The 15,439-nt window shown below is 65.5% G+C and carries 14 protein-coding genes and 1 pseudogene; 8 read left to right on the top strand and 7 right to left on the bottom strand.

Annotation, left to right across the window (positions count from 1 at the left end):
* Positions 1-72 precede the first annotated feature (72 nt).
* Complete coding sequence (locus tag DAD99_RS06715) at positions 73-918, top strand: class I SAM-dependent methyltransferase (RefSeq protein ID WP_193340870.1); 846 nt, start codon at positions 73-75, stop codon at positions 916-918.
* Positions 918-1,349, top strand: a complete 432-nt coding sequence (locus DAD99_RS06710; RefSeq protein ID WP_193340869.1) for an SRPBCC domain-containing protein — start codon at positions 918-920, stop codon at positions 1,347-1,349. The genes DAD99_RS06715 and DAD99_RS06710 overlap by 1 nt, the downstream gene beginning before the upstream one ends.
* Before the next feature lie 73 nt (positions 1,350-1,422).
* Here DAD99_RS06710 and DAD99_RS06705 read toward each other — a convergent pair whose 3' ends face one another.
* The 5 genes from DAD99_RS06705 to DAD99_RS06685 all read right to left on the bottom strand — a co-directional run bounded on the left by DAD99_RS06705 (position 1,423) and on the right by DAD99_RS06685 (position 6,202).
* Positions 1,423-1,701 (bottom strand): HPr family phosphocarrier protein, encoded by a 279-nt coding sequence (locus DAD99_RS06705; protein ID WP_193340868.1) that lies wholly within the window; start codon positions 1,699-1,701, stop codon positions 1,423-1,425.
* 68 nt (positions 1,702-1,769) lie between these two features.
* The gene (locus DAD99_RS06700) at positions 1,770-3,818 is read right to left on the bottom strand and encodes a fructose-specific PTS transporter subunit EIIC (RefSeq protein ID WP_193340867.1); all 2,049 of its coding nucleotides are present in this window, start codon (positions 3,816-3,818) and stop codon (positions 1,770-1,772) included.
* Between the two features lie 2 nt (positions 3,819-3,820).
* Positions 3,821-4,846, bottom strand: a complete 1,026-nt coding sequence (locus tag DAD99_RS06695; protein ID WP_193340866.1) for a 1-phosphofructokinase family hexose kinase — start codon at positions 4,844-4,846, stop codon at positions 3,821-3,823.
* Positions 4,843-5,646, bottom strand: a complete 804-nt coding sequence (locus tag DAD99_RS06690; protein WP_193340865.1) for a DeoR/GlpR family DNA-binding transcription regulator — start codon at positions 5,644-5,646, stop codon at positions 4,843-4,845. The genes DAD99_RS06695 and DAD99_RS06690 overlap by 4 nt, the downstream gene beginning before the upstream one ends.
* Before the next feature lie 298 nt (positions 5,647-5,944).
* On the bottom strand, positions 5,945-6,202 hold the full coding sequence (locus tag DAD99_RS06685) for a DUF6458 family protein (protein ID WP_185262338.1): 258 nt from the start codon (positions 6,200-6,202) through the stop codon (positions 5,945-5,947).
* A gap of 160 nt (positions 6,203-6,362) precedes the next feature.
* Here DAD99_RS06685 and DAD99_RS06680 point away from each other — a divergent pair, with 160 nt between their 5' ends.
* The 3 genes from DAD99_RS06680 (at position 6,363) to DAD99_RS06670 (ending at position 10,677) form a co-directional block, all read left to right on the top strand.
* Positions 6,363-6,980: an alpha/beta hydrolase gene (locus tag DAD99_RS06680; protein ID WP_193340864.1), complete on the top strand. Its 618-nt coding sequence runs from the start codon at positions 6,363-6,365 to the stop codon at positions 6,978-6,980.
* 484 nt (positions 6,981-7,464) lie between these two features.
* Positions 7,465-8,253, top strand: coding sequence for an HAD family phosphatase (locus DAD99_RS06675; protein ID WP_193340863.1), 789 nt, complete (start codon positions 7,465-7,467; stop codon positions 8,251-8,253).
* An 81-nt stretch (positions 8,254-8,334) separates the two neighbouring features.
* Positions 8,335-10,677, top strand: a complete 2,343-nt coding sequence (locus DAD99_RS06670; RefSeq protein ID WP_193340862.1) for a glycoside hydrolase family 65 protein — start codon at positions 8,335-8,337, stop codon at positions 10,675-10,677.
* A 32-nt stretch (positions 10,678-10,709) separates the two neighbouring features.
* Here DAD99_RS06670 and DAD99_RS06665 read toward each other — a convergent pair.
* Positions 10,710-11,195: pseudogene (locus tag DAD99_RS06665) on the bottom strand (MFS transporter); the annotation flags it as partial.
* A 307-nt stretch (positions 11,196-11,502) separates the two neighbouring features.
* On the opposite strand from DAD99_RS06665, the gene DAD99_RS06660 reads away from it, so the two are divergent.
* Together DAD99_RS06660 and DAD99_RS06655 are read left to right on the top strand one after the other, a co-directional pair.
* A complete protein-coding gene (locus tag DAD99_RS06660) occupies positions 11,503-12,306 on the top strand; it encodes a hypothetical protein (protein WP_193340861.1) in 804 nt (267 codons plus the stop codon).
* Positions 12,296-13,045 carry a LamB/YcsF family protein gene (locus tag DAD99_RS06655; RefSeq protein WP_193340860.1) on the top strand — a complete coding sequence of 250 codons (750 nt, stop codon included), beginning with the start codon at positions 12,296-12,298 and terminating at the stop codon, positions 13,043-13,045. The genes DAD99_RS06660 and DAD99_RS06655 overlap by 11 nt, the downstream gene beginning before the upstream one ends.
* A 28-nt stretch (positions 13,046-13,073) precedes the next feature.
* Here DAD99_RS06655 and DAD99_RS06650 read toward each other — a convergent pair whose 3' ends face one another.
* Positions 13,074-14,423, bottom strand: a complete 1,350-nt coding sequence (locus DAD99_RS06650; protein ID WP_193340859.1) for a DUF445 domain-containing protein — start codon at positions 14,421-14,423, stop codon at positions 13,074-13,076.
* Positions 14,424-14,473: 50 nt separating this feature from the next.
* On the opposite strand from DAD99_RS06650, the gene DAD99_RS06645 reads away from it, so the two are divergent.
* Positions 14,474-15,382 (top strand): glycerophosphodiester phosphodiesterase family protein, encoded by a 909-nt coding sequence (locus DAD99_RS06645; protein ID WP_193340858.1) that lies wholly within the window; start codon positions 14,474-14,476, stop codon positions 15,380-15,382.
* Positions 15,383-15,439: the final 57 nt, after the last annotated feature.

The following is a 15,439-nucleotide window of genomic DNA, read 5'->3' as shown; positions in this document are numbered from 1 at the left end:
AGCGCTGTGGAACAGCGTGCTGTCACTCGAAGCCTGTCAAGGGAAAACCTGTCAAAGAAGAGGGGCGCCACCATGAATGACCAAGCGGACGTAGACGAGGCAGACCGGGCACTGAAGCAAAAGCACCGGGCCATGTGGGCCTCGGGGGATTACCCGGCACTGGCCAGTGAACTGGTACAGGATCTCGGGGCCATTCTGGTTGATGCCTGCGGAATCAAGCCGAAGCAGCACGTTTTGGACGTGGCTGCCGGTGCCGGCAACGCGGCCATCCCTGCGGCCATGATGGGCGCCCATGTTGTGGCCAGCGACCTCACCCCGGAACTGTTCTACGCCGGGCGACGGCAGGCTGCCGATCGCGGCGTTGGGCTTGAATGGGTGGAAGCGGACGCCGAGTCCCTGCCGTTCGAGGACGATTCGTTTGACGTGGTCACGTCCTGCCTGGGCGTGATGTTCGCGCCGCACCATCAGGCCGGAGCGGACGAAATTGTCCGGGTATGCAAACCCGGCGGCACCATAGGCCTGCTCAGTTGGACGCCCGAAGGCTTCATCGGAAGGATGTTTGCCACCATGAAGCCGCTCGCGCCGCCGCCTTCGCCCGGAGCCCAGCCGCCGCCGCTGTGGGGAAGCGAGGACCACGTGCGGGAACTCTTCGGTAGCAGGATCACCGATATCCAGGCGAAGAAGCGTTCACTGGCCATCCGCAGTTTCCACCAGCCGGAGGACTTCCTGCGGTACTTCAAGTCCCACGACGGCCCCACCATCTCGGTCTATAAGTTCATTGGCGATGACAAGGATAAGGCGCAGGCCCTGGACAGAGCGCTCACCGAACTGGCCGATTCCTTTGGCGAGGCCCACGGTGATGCCGCGTGGCAAATGGATTGGGAATATCTGCTGTTGACCGCGAAGGAGGCCAGGTAGTGGCCGGGAATCTTGTGGCCACGTCCACCATCGCCATCGAAGCTCCGGCGGACCGCGTCTGGAGGGTTATCACCGATCCCGCCGCCGTCAAGGAGTTCATGTTCGGCGCGGACCTGGAAACCGACTGGACGGAAGGAAGCCCCATCGCCTGGCGCGGGGAGTGGGAAGGCAAACCCTACGAAGATAAGGGCGAGATCCTCGAGGTAGACCCCGGCCGCAGGCTGGTCCATTCGCACTTCAGCCCGCTGGGCGGTCAGGAAGACAAGCCGGAAAATTACCACACGCTCACCTGGACCCTCGAGGGCCAGGGCGGTGCAACAACGCTCACGCTCTCGCAGGACAACAACGCCAACGAAGACGCAGCGGAACACTCCAAGGGCATGTGGGACATGCTCGTGGCGGACGTCAAGAAGATCGCAGAACGCGGCTAAGAAACCAGCGGCCGCCGTCGTACCTTCCCAGGAGAGGGGACAGGCGCGACGGCGGCCGCTGGCGTCAGGCTGTTTACTCGGCGTCGTGGTCCGTTTCCAGGATCTGCACCAGACGCTCCAGGGCGTCATCCGCGCCGGTACCTTCTGCACGGAGCACCACAACATCGCCGTGGGCGGCACCCAGGCTCATGAGGGACAGGATGCTGGCGGCGTCCATTGCCTCATCGACCGGCTCGCCCTGGCGGGCGATGGTGATGTCCAGGTCGAACTCGCCGGCGGCCTCGGCAAAGATGGCGGCGGGGCGGGCGTGCAGGCCTACTCGGCTGGCGACGGTTGCGGTGCGTTCTGACATTCTTGCTCCTATTGTCTTTCGGCGCGTCCGTTGGTTCAACGCCGTGGGTGGTGGTGCGGTGCGGCCGGTCAAACCGTTACTGGAACCGACTCAACGGTAGCAGCGGGCTGGCGGACGGCCCAGCGCTTGAGAGCGATCACTGACAGGGCGGTGACGATGGTTCCTGCCGCAATGGCGACGACGAACATCAGGAAGTTATCGATTGCGAAGAACACGAAGATACCGCCGTGAGGGGCCTTGGATCCTACGCCCGCCGCCATGGAGATGGCGCCGGTGACAGCTCCACCGAGCATGCTGGCGGGGATAACGCGGAGCGGGTCAGCGGCAGCGAACGGGATGGCACCTTCGGAGATGAAGGAAGCTCCCAGCAGCCATGCTGCCTTTCCGTTTTCGCGCTCAGCAAGGCTGAAGCGCTTCTTGTCCAGGACTGTCGATGCCAGGGCCATGGCCAGCGGCGGCACCATGCCAGCGGCCATGACAGCTGCCATGACCTGCCACGGGGCCTGGTTATCCAAGGAAGCGGCACCAAGTCCGGCGACGGCGAAGGCATAGGCGACCTTGTTCACCGGGCCGCCGAGATCGAAGCACATCATGAGGCCCAGGATGACGCCCAGAGCGATGGCGCTGGCACCGGTAAGGCCGGACAGCCACCCGTTCAGTCCCGCAGTAAGCGCAACGATCGGGCCACCGAGGATCAGGAACATCAGGCCCGACGCGACCAGGGAGGCGAGCAGCGGAATGATCACCACCGGCATCAGGCCGCGCAACCAACGCGGCACGGCCCAACTTCCGATCACATGGGCGGCGTAACCGGCGAGCAAGCCGCCGACGATTCCACCGAGGAAGCCTGCGCCCATAAAGCCGGCAACGGCGCCGGCAACGAAGCCCGGTGCGATGCCTGGCCGGTCGGCGATCGCATACGCGATATATCCGGCCAGGGCAGGCACCAGGAAGCCCATGGACAGTGCGCCGATCTTGAAGAGCACGGCACCAAGGTAGGCGCCGAGTGGTCCCCAGGCGTTGTCAGGGTATTCGGTGGGCAGGTTGAAGATGCTGTTTTCCACCACGATCGCGTTGGCGAAATCAGTGATCAGGTAGCCGCCCAGCAGGAAGCCCAGGGCGATCAGCAGGCCACCACCGGCGACGAACGGGATCATGTAGCTGACACCGGTGAGGAGTGCCTTCTTCAGCTTTTGGCCGATGTGTTCGCCCTTTTCGGTGGCTTCGTTCTCAGCCTGTTCCTCGGCCCCGAAGTGGGGGACTCGGCGCGCATTCGGATTGGCAGCGGCAGCGAGCGCCTCCTGGACCATCTTGGCCGGCTCGTCGATGCCGCGCTTGACGGGGGCGTTGATGACGGGCTTGCCGGCGAAGCGCTCCTTGCCGCGGACATCCACATCCACGGCGAAGATCACGGCTTCGGCGGCGGCAATGACGGCAGGGTCAAGCGGCTTGGCGCCGGAGGAACCCTGGGTCTCCACCTGCAGGTCCACGCCCATTTCCTGGGCTGCGGCCACGAGTGAATCGGCGGCCATGTAGGTGTGGGCGATGCCGGTGGGGCACGCGGTCACGGCCACCAGACGCCGGGGGCCAGCGGTGGTTGAACCAGTAGCAACAGCAGCAGCGGGCGCAGCTTCGGCAACTGCAGCAGCTGCGTGGGCCGCCGGCTTGTCCGCCAAAGCGCCGTCCACCAGTGCCACGATCTCTTCCCGCGAAGATGCATTGCGGAGTGCCGCAGTGAAATCCTTTTTGATCAGGGACCGGGCCAGCTTGGACAGCAGCTGCAGGTGCTCCTGGTCCGCGCCGTCGGGCGCAGCGATAAAGAAGACCAGGTCCGCGGGCCCGTCCTTGGCGCCGAAGTCCACCTTGGGGTTGAGCCTGGCCATGGCCAGCGTGGGTTCGATGACCGCAGCAGAGCGGCAGTGCGGGATGGCGATGCCGCCGGGGATGCCGGTGGCGGTCTTCTGTTCGCGGGCGAAAGCATCGGAGAAGAGGCCTTCGACTTCTGACGCGCGGCCGGTCGCAGCTACTGTGCTGGCCAGGTGCCGGATCACGTCCTCGGGCGAGGTGCCCAGGTTCTGGTCGAGCACGACCAGGTCGGTGGTGATGAGCTGAGTCACTGTCAATCCTTTCGAAGAGCCGTGATGGTTACGGCATCCGGGGTGGTTTGGTGGACTGCCGGGACAGTGGAACCCGGCAGGGAGGCGGCGGCGGCACCATGTGCCACTGCCTGACGGAGGCAATCGGCCGGGGCGGCGCCCTGGCCGTGGGCGAGCAGATAGCCAGCCAGCGATGAATCGCCCGCACCGACCGTACTGACCGCGGCGACCGGCGGATGCGTGGCCAGCCACGCGCCGTCGGCCGTTACCAAGACAGCTCCCTTGGATCCGAGAGTTGCCAGCACAGCACCCACACCTGAACGCACGACGGCGGCGGCGGCTGCCGCGGCAGCCTCCGGATCCGCTTCCAGTTCGTCTGCGGTGGACGCCGTGGCGAAGCCGGCTGCAGCAGCCAGTTCCGCCAGTTCCTCGGCGTTGGGTTTGAGGAGGTCCGGTTTCCCGGACACACCGTCCTGTGAAGTACCATGCTGCGCCGTGCCGTCCGGCGAGATGCCTGAGACTGCGGCGACGAGCGGGCCGCCGGAGGAGTCGACGGCGATCAGCGGGGCGCCGCCGTCGGCCGCAGTCCGCAGCCGCCGGGTGACGGTCGCGTAGAAGTCGGCCGGGAAGCCGGGAGGCAGGGAACCTGCCAGGACTACCCAGCTGGCGCCGCGGGCGCGTTCCAGCAGCAGGCAGATCAGGGCTTCCTGCTGGTCTGCATCCATGATGGGTCCGGGCTCGTTGATCTTGGTGGTCACGCCACCCGGCTCGGTGAGTGCCACGTTGGTGCGCAGCGGCTCGTCGATGGGAAGGGCCGCGAACGGCACGCCATCGTGGAGCAGTCCCGCGAGGACGGGGTCACTTTCAGCGCCCGGAAGCACCGCGATGGTCTCCAGACCGGAGGCAACCAGGGCCCGTGATACGTTGACGCCCTTGCCGCCGGATTCCTGGCTGACCGAGACCGCGCGTTGGACTTCGCCGCGTTCCAGGGGGCCTGGCAGGGCCACCGTGCGGTCCAGGCTGGGGTTGGCCGTGAAGGTGACAATCATGCGATCACCACGTCAACGCCGGCCTCGGTCAGGGCTGCCGCGAGTTCGGGGCTGGGCTCGCTGTCTGTAATCAAGGTGTCCAGATCTTTCAGGGAGGCGAACTGGACCAGGGTTTCCACGTCCAGCTTGGAGGAATCGGCCAGCACCACGATGCGGTGCGCCGAATGGACGAAGGCCGCCTTGACGGCGGCTTCTTCAGGATCGGGAGTGCTAAGGCCAAAGCTGGCGTGGATGCCATTGGTGCCGATGAAAGCGACGTCGGGGCGCAACCGCTGCGCCGCTTCCACAGTTGCCTGCCCCACGGCGGCCTGGGTGAGCCCGCGCACCCGGCCGCCGAGGATTTGGAGGGCGATGCCGGACGCGCTGGACAGCTTCGCCGCGATGGGGACGGCGTGGGTGATGACTACCAGTTCGGCGCCGGGTCCGGTAGTGGAAGGCTCGACGGCGGTGCGCCGGGCGAGAAGGTCGGCCAACGCTTCAGTGGTGGAACCGGCGTCGAGCAGGATGCTGCCGGACGTGGCCTGGGGGATCAGGGCGAGGGCCGCCTGGGCGATGCGCACCTTCTGGTCCGGGCGCTGGATGGTCCGTTCGTTGATGCTTTCCTCGGTGGTGCTGAAGCGGTCGGCGGAAACCGCTCCGCCGTGGACACGGCGCACAGTGCCGGTGCTTTCGAGGGCGGCCAGGTCGCGGCGGACAGTTTCGGTGGTGATGCGGAAACGCTCAGCCAGCAGGGTCACGCTCACCCGGCCGGTGCCGGCAACAAGCTCGGCTATCTTCTGCTGGCGCTCCTCGGCAAACACGTACCCTCCATTGCGTAAAGTGCTGAATCCCCAGCCCTGAATCCAGTGACTGGCATCACATGATGTTGAATTACTTGACTTTATCTTTGTCTATGTTGGTTTGTCAATGAAAACCATAAAAACACAGAATCCCAGGGAGTTTTTGTCCACATATTGCGCGCCGAACGGACCGAAAGTCCCGATAAGTGGACAAAAACTCGCGGGGCGGGGCGAGCTGGGTTAGGCCTGGGTTAGGCCGGAAACGCAAAAGCCGGGCCAGACCTTCGCGGTCTGGCCCGGCTTCCGGGTGGTTTGAAGCCTAGATGCCGCCGTCGCGGCTTTCGTTGCGGGTGATGCGCTCGCCGGTGTTGGGATCAACTACCGACCGGGTTTCGCTGACCCGGCGGCTGCGGCCCGGTGAGGCCAGGATCAGGGAGGCGATCAGCCCGATTACGCCAACCGCCATCAGGATGTAGCCAATCAAGGCTTGGTCCACAAAGGGAATCAACCCCGGGGCTACGGCCCAGGCCAGGATGGCACCGAGTGCAATAAGGAATATAGAGGAACCGATTCTCATGACTTGCTCCTTAGTTCGAATACGTGTGATGCCAAAGTTGATAAGCATGCTGTCTTACGCTCACGCTACAGCCCGTCGGGGCGCGATTCAATGATTGGGCCGCCCGGGGCGCGCCAGCGTCTTGGCTGTTCAGGAGCCTGGCGCTCGTTAGGCTGATCTGATGGAGACTGTTGTTTGGTCCAAACCGGAGGCTGAACGGGGCGGCACGCCGCTGCTGGTCATGATGCATGGCTACGGCACGGACGAGTCCCGGATGGTTCGGCTGTTTGAATACCTCCCGGCCGAGTTCACTTGTGCCGCGCTGCGGGCGCCCATGGTGATCGGCGACCACTACGGCTGGTTCCTCCTGGACTACTTCCTGGCCAACGATTTCGCGGATGTCATCACCGCCACCAACACCGTCCAGGCGTGGATCAACTCCGTCCGGGGCCAGCACAGCAGCGTCAGTCTGTTGGGCTATTCCCAGGGAATGGCCATGGCCAGCACGCTGCTGCGCCTGCATCCCGCGGATTACCAGGCAACGGTGGGCCTCTCCGGTTTTGTGCTGGAAAGCGAACTGCTGTCGCTGACCGAATCCTTCACGGCCCCGCCGCCCTTCTTCTGGGGTCGGGACAAGGCGGACTTGGTGATCAATGAGGACGCAACGACCTACACCGAACAATGGCTGAACGAAAACACCCGGCTGACCGCCAGGACATATCCGGGCATGGGCCACGCCATGAGCAAGATGGAGATGGTGGACGTCAGCGCCTTCCTGCGCCACTACGTGCTCGGCTGACTGCCTGCTCCACTCAACGGCATGCCGGGCTGAAAACCGTACCCGCACGGCGTGTGCCCGGTATCGCAACATGAGAAAAAACAGTTGCACGCCAAATTTGTAAGCGCTTACACTCGTCGGTGGCCCACCATTGCGGGCCACTGAAACCATCGGAAAGGGAAGCCGGACACATGCCACGTGCCATGCCTCCTGCCTGCCTTGCGCCGCCGGCCCGCGTCCGCCAAGTTGTCAGGCCGTGCCAAGGCGCCCATGATGGAAGCAGACATTCAACAGCAGCCCACCGGCCCGCCGGGGTTTTCACCCTGGCCCTCAGCCGCCCCTGCTGACCCGGCGGCATCGTGGCCGCCCTCCCCGCTCGTGCTCGGCCCCTCCTTGCTGCCCCCGATTTTCGGCCCGCTCCGCTTTTCTGCCTACTTACCTACCGCCCAGTGAGAACCCGCCCGTGACACCCGTCTGTGGCCCGCCGTCTGAAAGGACACCGCGCATGACTGACGTTCTGAACACCCGAAGCACCAGCTGGACCACCGCCTCCGCCATCCTGTTCGACCTCGACGGCGTGCTGACCCCCACGGCCACTGTCCACGAACAGGCGTGGAAGGAACTTTTCGAGGGCTTCCTGGCGTCCCGTCCGGATGTGCCCGGCTACCGCGAGGACGACTACTTCGATCACATCGACGGCAAGCCCAGGTTCGACGGCGTCCGGGACTTCCTGGCGTCCCGCGGCATCGTGCTGCCCGAAGGTGCGCCAAGTGACGGCACTGCCGGTCATGCGTCCACCGAGGGCGCCGAGCAGGATGCCACCCGGCAGGACCCCGCCGATGCCACCGTCCAGGGGCTGGGCAACCGCAAGAACAAGATCTTCAACGACATCGTCAGCGCCGGCGTCGAGCCGTTTGCAGGCTCGGTGCGCTTCCTGGAAGCCGCGGTGGACCGCGGACTCAAGGTCGCCGTCGTCTCCTCGTCCCGGAATGCTCCGGCTGTCCTGAAGGCCGCAGGCTTGAACGGGCACTTCGAAATAGTGGTTGACGGCGTCGTGGCTGCGGCCGAAGGCCTCCCCGGCAAGCCGAGCCCGGCCACGTACCAGTACGCCGCGGAACTGCTGGGCCTGCCCAGCGAAGAATGCGTGGTGGTTGAGGACGCCGTCTCGGGCGTCCAGGCCGGACACGCGGGGCACTTCCACTCGGTGATCGGCGTGGACCGCGGCGCCGGCCGGCAGACCCTGCTCGACGCCGGGGCCACGCGTGTGGTCAACGACCTCAACGAGCTCCTCTAACGCCAATCGCTGCCTGACGCTCCCCGGCCTCAGGCACGAAGCACCTCCCCGCACCGCACAACGCCAAAGGACCCCAACACCATGGCTCTTATCACCGCGGACCGTGAACGGTTCCCCAACACCCCCTGGCAGCTTGTGGAAACACGCCACCAGCCGGGCAGCGCGGGCACGTTGGAAACGCTCTTTGCCCTTGGCAACGGGCATCTGGGTATCCGCGGCGCGCACTGGGCGGCCGCGGACGCCGATCTTCCGGGCAGCTTCATCAATGGCCTGCACGAGATCTGGGATATCAAGCACGCCGAGAATGCATTCGGTTTCGCGCGGACCGGACAGCGGATCATCTACATCCCGGATGCGAACAACTTCACAGTGGTCATCGACGGTGAGAGCCTCATGCTCGCCGAATCGACAGTCCTGGATTACCGCCGCTCCGTTGACTTCGCCACCGGCATCTACGAATGCCGGATCACCTGGCTGTGCCGGTCCGGCGCCACGGTGACCACCACTGAACGCCGCGCCGTGGGCTTCGCCTCACGCGGCAGCCTGGGCATCTCGTTGGAAGTGGCTTCGGACCGCGAGGTTTCCGCCGACGTGACGTCGTCCGTCATCAACCGCCAGGACCAGCCTGTGGAGGACCACTCGGCGCACGACCCGCGCCGGGCAGGCCGGCACGCCGGCCGGGTCCTCCTGCCGGTAAGGACCGACGGCGGCGACGGCTCGCTCCGACTCTCCTGGGAAGCGGCGGAATCCGGGCAGCGCGTAGGAATCGCCGTGGACCACTGGACCTCGGCCGGGCACCAGCCTTTCGAGACTGTGGCGGGCGAGGATGAAAGCAGCGTCCGCTACGTCCTGGCAGTAGGTGCCCAGGAGCCGTTCCGGCTGGAAAAGAGCGTCAGTTACGCAGCGGGCCGCGGTGTCCAGGACTCGGTGCGGGACGCCGCGGAGGCCGCCGAAGCCGGGCTCCGGACTGTGGAGGACATCTTCACCGAGAGCAGCGAGCACTACCGCGCGTACTGGGCCACCTCGGACATCGTGGTGGGTGGCCAGCCCGAACTCCAGCAGGCCATCCGCTGGAACTTGTTCCAGCTGGCCCAGGCCACCGCTCGGGCCGACATCGCAGGCATCCCCGCAAAGGGCGTCACAGGCTCAGGATATGAGGGGCACTATTTCTGGGACCAGGAGGTCTACCTCTTGCCCTACCTCACGTACACCAACCCCGACGGCGCCCGCCAGGTCCTCGAGTTCCGGCATGACATGCTGCCGGCCGCCAAGATCAGGGCCAAGGAGCTCAGCGTGGACGGCGCGCTGTTCCCGTGGCGCACCATCAACGGCCTTGAAGCCAGCGCCTATTACGCCGCCGGCACCGCGCAGTTCCACATCGCAGCCGCCATCGCCTTCGCCACCAACCGCTACCTGTGGGCCAGCGGCGACGAAACCTTCCGCGGAGGCATGGGCGCCGAACTGCTGATCGAAACCGCCCGCATGTGGAGCTCCCTGGGCTTCTTCGGCAAGGACGGGCAATTCCACATCCACGGTGTTACCGGTCCGGACGAATACACGGCCGTTGTCAATGACAACCTCTACACCAATGTGATGGCCCGGTTTAACCTCCGCGCCGCCGCAGCGTTGGACCACCCGGAGATCGACGACGCGGAACGCGAGCTGTGGGAGCAGGCAGCGAACCGCATGCAGCTGCCGTTCGACGATGACCTGCAGGTCTATTCGCAGGACAACGACTTCATGACCCTGGAGCCGTGGGACTGGACCACTCCCCGGTCCAAGTACCCGCTGCTGCTGAACTTCCACCCGCTGGTGATCTACCGGCACCAGGTACTGAAGCAGGCAGACACGGTGCTGGCCATGTTCCTGCAGTGGCAGGATTTCTCCGCTGAGGAGAAGCGCCGGGCGTTCGATTTCTATGACCCCATCACCACCGGCGATTCCACCCTCTCGGCTTGCGTGCAGGGAATCATGGCTGCCGAGGTGGGTCACCCCGAAGCTGCCCTGGAGCACTTTACGAACGCCGTTTTCATCGACCTGGACGACACCCATGGCAACACCATCGACGGCGTGCACATCGCCTCCGCCGGGGGAGTCTGGAGCTCGCTTGTCTCCGGCTTTGCCGGGCTCCGGGACCAGGGCCACCTGCCGTTCTTCGATCCGAGGCTTCCGGCGGAGTGGGAGGCATTGTCCTTCCACCTGAAGATCCAAGGACGGCTGCTGCTGGCGGAGCTCGACGCCGGTGCACTCACCCTCAGCATCCGCAGCGGCGGACCGCTCGACGTGGATGTCCGCGGCCAGGTGCACACCATTGGCGCAGACGCGGTCCGGATTGCCCTGGAGCCTGTTGTGTGTCCGGAGCGCACTGTCTTCCCCAGCGGACCCCCGACGGCGAGCCTCCCCATTGTGGGGGTTCGCGCCTGAAGTGACTGCGCGCCTTAGGTGAAGCTGAAGCGTCAGTCTCCTGCCGCCGTCGTGCGTTCCACGTCTGCTGGCTTGTCCAAAGGGTGGGCCAGTTCGTCGGCGGGCATCCGGGCAGCGATCATGGCGATCACCGCCAGCACGGGGCAGACCACGCCGGCGGCAAGGAAAATCGCCCAAATGGGGAAGACCTCCGCAGCCGGTCCGGCCAGCGCCATGGAGACCGGCATCAGCGCGAGGGACACAAAAAAGTCGCGGCTGGACACACGTCCCATCAGGTGGCTGGGCACGCGTCGTTGCAGCAGCGTGCCCCAGATGACCATGCCCACACTGCCGGTTGACCCGAACACAAACATCGCGGCGGCCATGGTCCAGAAGTTGTCCAGAATACCGACGGTGGCCAGTGGCAGGCTGCCCGCACCCCAGGACACCATTATGACCGTGAGGTAGCGGCGCGGCAGTTTCAGGGACGCGGTCACCAGCTAGCCGGCGGCCCCGCCCACGCCCACGCCCAGGACAAAGCTTCCCACGGCAAGGTGCCACAGCTGCAGCCAGCCATGGCGATCCCGCCGGCGAGGACAAAAGCAGCAGGCCGATGCTGCCGGCAGTGGCCACCAGGGACAGTTCCAGCGGTCCGCCGCCGAGGTGGATCACCTGGTAAGACCATGGCGACAGCCCACATCTAGGCTCGGACGGTTCTTGGTGTAACTCAGAGGCATGGTTCGGTTGGGGCCGGAACCGCATTAGTCTTAAGCACCCTTAGTGTTAAGGCAGGGCCGCAGCCAAAAACTGCCGGCGGACACGAGCAGTACCGAAGCAGAGGTGACCATGGCCAGGCGCAGAAATCCCGCAGTACGTATCGCACAGGAGACCGCCCACAACGCGGTGTTCGACTCCGACGGCAAACCGAAACCCGGCGTCCACAACGTTCTCCTCCGGGCAGTCGAAATCCAGCGGCCCCTGGTGCTCGCCTACGTCCGGCGGCTGCAACGAAAACACCCGCGCGCCAGTGCCGCCAAGCTCGCGGAGATCCTCGAACGCGACTACCTTCGGGCGGTGGCTGGCGGCGGTGCAATCGTTGGCGCAACTGCCGTTGTTCCCGGCGTCGGAACCGTGGCTTCCCTGGGCCTCTCCGCTGCGGCTACCGTTGGATTCCTGGAAGCCACAGCTCTCTATGCCACGTCGCTGGCGGAACTCCATGGCATCCGGCTGACCAACCCGGAAAAGGCCAGCACCATGGTCATGGCCATCATGCTGGGCGAAGAAGGCACGGCATTGCTGGGAACGCTGAGCGGCCAGGCCATGGGCAAGGGAGCCAGCCAGACGCAGGCGTGGGGCAACGCGCTGACCAAGTCCATGCCATCGGGCTTCGGTGCCATTCGGAACAAGATCCAGAAGGCCTTCCTCAAGAACCTGCTCAAACGCCAGGGCACTGCGCTGCTTGGCCGGGCGCTTCCGTTCGGCATCGGCGCGGTGGTGGGCGGTGCCGGTAACCTCATAATGGGCCGCGCCGTGGTGGCTAACGCCAAGGAAGCTTTTGGCCCCATGCCGGACACTGTCCCAGGGGAGCTTATGGCCACGGCGGCGGAACCGGACAAACTTACTCTGGAGGGCAACAACCTTGGATCTTAACGCTGACCTCGGCGAATCGTTCGGCTCGTGGAACATGGGGGACGACGCCGCGATGTTCCGGCTCGTGACGAGTGCCAACGTGGCCTGCGGCTTCCACGCCGGTGACCCCATCACCATGCTGGACAGCTGCCGCGCCGCTTTCGAACTTGATGTGACCGTCGGTGCGCACGTGGGGTATCGGGACCTGGCCGGGTTCGGCCGCCGCTCCCTGGACATGTCCTTCGACGAGCTCTTCGGCGACGTGCTCTATCAGCTGGGCGCGCTCGACGGCGTGGCGCACGCCGTCGGTGCCTCCGTTGACTACGTCAAGCCGCATGGCGCCCTGTACAACCGCCTGGTTCACGATGCCGAGCAGGCCTCTGCCGTGGTCGCCGCCATCCAGGCCTACGACCCCGGGCTGCCGATCCTCGGGCTGCCCGGCTCGCAGTTGCTGATCCAGGCCAAGGAAGCCGGCCACCCGGTGTTTGTTGAGGCCTTTGTGGACCGCGCCTACCAGGCGGACGGGACCCTGGTGCCGCGCTCCCAGGAGGGTGCGGTCCTGCACGACGTCGACTCGATCGTTGAGCGGGCCGTGCGGCTCGCGACGAAGGGCGAAGTTGTCGCAGTCGACGGCACGGTGGTTCAGGTCAGGCCCGACTCCTTGTGCATCCACGGCGACACCCCCGGGGCCGTGGAGATGGCCGCCGGTGTTCGCGCCGGACTCGAAGCGGCCGGCGTTCAGCTGGAGTCCTTCGCGTAGTCAGCCCACTGCTTTTGGAAGGGCCAGATCAGCCGAAGACCAGGTGCGCCGCGCTGAAGATGGCCAGCCCGGCCAGTGAACCCACCACCGTGCCGTTGATCCGGATGAACTGCAGGTCCTTGCCCACCTGGAGTTCGATTTTCTGCGACGTTTCCTCGGCATCCCAGCGGGCCACGGTATCGGTGATCACGCCTGCGATGTCGGAGCGGTAGGTCCGCACCAGGTAGCCGGCGGCGTCGCCGATCCAGGCGTTGACCTTGCCGGCAAGTTCGGCGTCGTTCACCAGCCGTGAGCCGAAATCGCGAACTGCGGCCTTGAACCGCACCGTCAGCTCGCTGTCCGGATCGTCCACCGCAGACAGCAGGGCGCTCTTCACGGTTCCCCAGGTGCGGGAGGCCAGCTCGCGGACCTCGGGGTCTCCCAGAACCTGTGCCTTGATGTCCTCGGCCCGGGCGATCATGACGGGATCATGCTGAAGATCCTGCGCGAGGTCGTTCAGGTACTTGTCGATCTGCTGCCGCACCTGGTGGTTCGGATCGGACTGCACGGCGCGCGCGAACTTAAGGATCTCCACGTAAACCTTGTCGCCCACCAGCCCGTCCACAAACTGCGGGACCCAGGTGGGGGAGCGGTCCGAGACCAGCCGGCTGACGGTTTCGTGGTTGTCGTCCACCCAATCCGCGGCGCGGTCCACCAGCAGGTCCACCAGCTTGTGGTGGTGCCCGTCGGCAAAAATCCGTTCCGCCATCCTGCCTACGGGCGGTCCCCACGGCGGAGCCAGCAGGTGCTTACGCACCATTCCCTCGATGACCGCCTGGACATCGTCGTCGTTCAACACCTTGAACGCACCGCGGATGACGGCGGCACCCTCCTTCGCCACCCGCTCGGCGCCACCCGGCCCGGCAAGCCATTGGCCGGCCTTCCCGGCGACGTTTACGCTGGCCAGCTTGTCCTGGACCACCTGCTCCGACAGAAAGTTGGTCTCCACAAATTCACCCAGCGACGCCCCGATCTGGTCCTTGCGGCGCGGGATAATGGCGGTGTGCGGGATCTTGATGCCCATGGGGTACTTGAAGAGCGCGGTGACGGCGAACCAGTCGGCCAGCGCGCCCACCATGCCGCCCTCGGCCGCGGCACGGACATACTGCAGCCACGGATACTCCTTCTGCAGCGCGAACGCGAAGACAAAGATGACCGCCATAGCAATGAGGAGTCCCAGCGCCAGAAGCTTCATTTTCCGCAGCGCTGCCGCCTTTTCGGCGTCCCCGGCGCTGAGCTGATGACCGGCGACGGCGGCACTGGCCTTGGGGGACCGCGACGCGGGATCTGGGGGCCCGGGCGGGGGCTGGCGGGTAGTTGGCTCAGAGTTCACCTGCATGTGCCCAGCCTAGCCCCGCGCCGCCGGGCAGCGTCCGCTAGCGTGTCCTCATGACATTCGAGGAGTCTGAGCCGGAAAGGCCACTGGTTTTTGCTCACCGGGGCGCCAGCGCGGCATTTGCCGAGCACACACGCGCCGCTTACCTGCAGGCGATAGTCGACGGCGCAGACGGGGTTGAGTGCGACGTCCACCTCACCCGGGACCAGCACGCCGTACTGCTGCATGACGCCAACCTGGACCGGACCTCGGACGGGACCGGGCCCGTTGCGGACCGAACGCTGGCGGAGTTGCGGCTGCTGGACTTTTCGTCCTGGAAGGGCGCCCGGATCCCGGAGGAATACGGTGCCCGGTCTGAGCAGCTCCTGACCCTGCCGGAACTCCTAAACATTTTGCGCGGCGTTGGCCGGCCCATCGGACTGGCCATCGAGCTCAAGCACCCCAGCCCCTATCAGCTGAAACTCGAAGACCGTGTGCTGGACGTACTCCGGGCAGAAGGCTGGGACGCCGGAACTTCGAGGGTGGACAACGTCCGGGTGACCTTCATGAGCTTCAGCCCCGATTCGGTGAAGCATCTGCTCCGGAGTGTGCCGGCCGAATTCATCTGCCAGCTGGTGGACGACATCGACGTCGACGAACTCCGCGACGAACTGAGCCTGGGCCTCTTGACAGGCGGCGCAATCGCCAATTTGATGAAGGCGGCGCAGTTGGAAGGCGAACGCATCCTGGATGACTGCGAGGTGGGACTCGCGGGGCCGGGCATCATGTACGTCCGCGAGCACGCACGGACGGTGCAGCGCTGGCTGGAATCCGGCCGCCGCTTCCGCGTGTGGACCGTGGATTCCGAGCGGGACGTGGCGCTCTGCCAGGGACTGGGGATCCACGAAATTACCACGAACAAACCTGCCAGTGTACTGGCGCAGCTCCAACCGAGCGGGCAACATGTGCAGCTGCCCTCCTGAGCCTGTGCTGTCTGCCTGTGTTGTTTAGGCCTCTGCTGTTTAGCCGCCGGAGCGGCG

The sequence above is a fragment of the Pseudarthrobacter sp. AB1 genome (assembly GCF_014926485.1).
In the GTDB taxonomy this organism is placed as follows: domain Bacteria; phylum Actinomycetota; class Actinomycetes; order Actinomycetales; family Micrococcaceae; genus Arthrobacter.
The sequence above is the reverse complement of the archived record's forward strand: the minus strand, read 5'-3'. Positions and strand labels throughout refer to the sequence as shown.

Bases quoted from the DNA above. Each gene is read 5' to 3' on its own strand.
- DAD99_RS06715 (WP_193340870.1), top strand. From the start codon at position 73: ATGAATGACCAAGCGGACGTAGACGAGGCAGACCGGGCACTGAAGCAA.
- DAD99_RS06705 (WP_193340868.1), bottom strand. From the start codon at position 1,701: ATGTCAGAACGCACCGCAACCGTCGCCAGCCGAGTAGGCCTGCACGCC.
- DAD99_RS06645 (WP_193340858.1), top strand. From the start codon at position 14,474: ATGACATTCGAGGAGTCTGAGCCGGAAAGGCCACTGGTTTTTGCTCAC.
- DAD99_RS06660 (WP_193340861.1), top strand. From the start codon at position 11,503: ATGGCCAGGCGCAGAAATCCCGCAGTACGTATCGCACAGGAGACCGCC.
- DAD99_RS06670 (WP_193340862.1), top strand. From the start codon at position 8,335: ATGGCTCTTATCACCGCGGACCGTGAACGGTTCCCCAACACCCCCTGG.
- DAD99_RS06675 (WP_193340863.1), top strand. From the start codon at position 7,465: ATGACTGACGTTCTGAACACCCGAAGCACCAGCTGGACCACCGCCTCC.
- DAD99_RS06650 (WP_193340859.1), bottom strand. From the start codon at position 14,423: ATGCAGGTGAACTCTGAGCCAACTACCCGCCAGCCCCCGCCCGGGCCC.
- DAD99_RS06685 (WP_185262338.1), bottom strand. From the start codon at position 6,202: ATGAGAATCGGTTCCTCTATATTCCTTATTGCACTCGGTGCCATCCTG.
- DAD99_RS06680 (WP_193340864.1), top strand. From the start codon at position 6,363: ATGGAGACTGTTGTTTGGTCCAAACCGGAGGCTGAACGGGGCGGCACG.
- DAD99_RS06695 (WP_193340866.1), bottom strand. From the start codon at position 4,846: ATGATTGTCACCTTCACGGCCAACCCCAGCCTGGACCGCACGGTGGCC.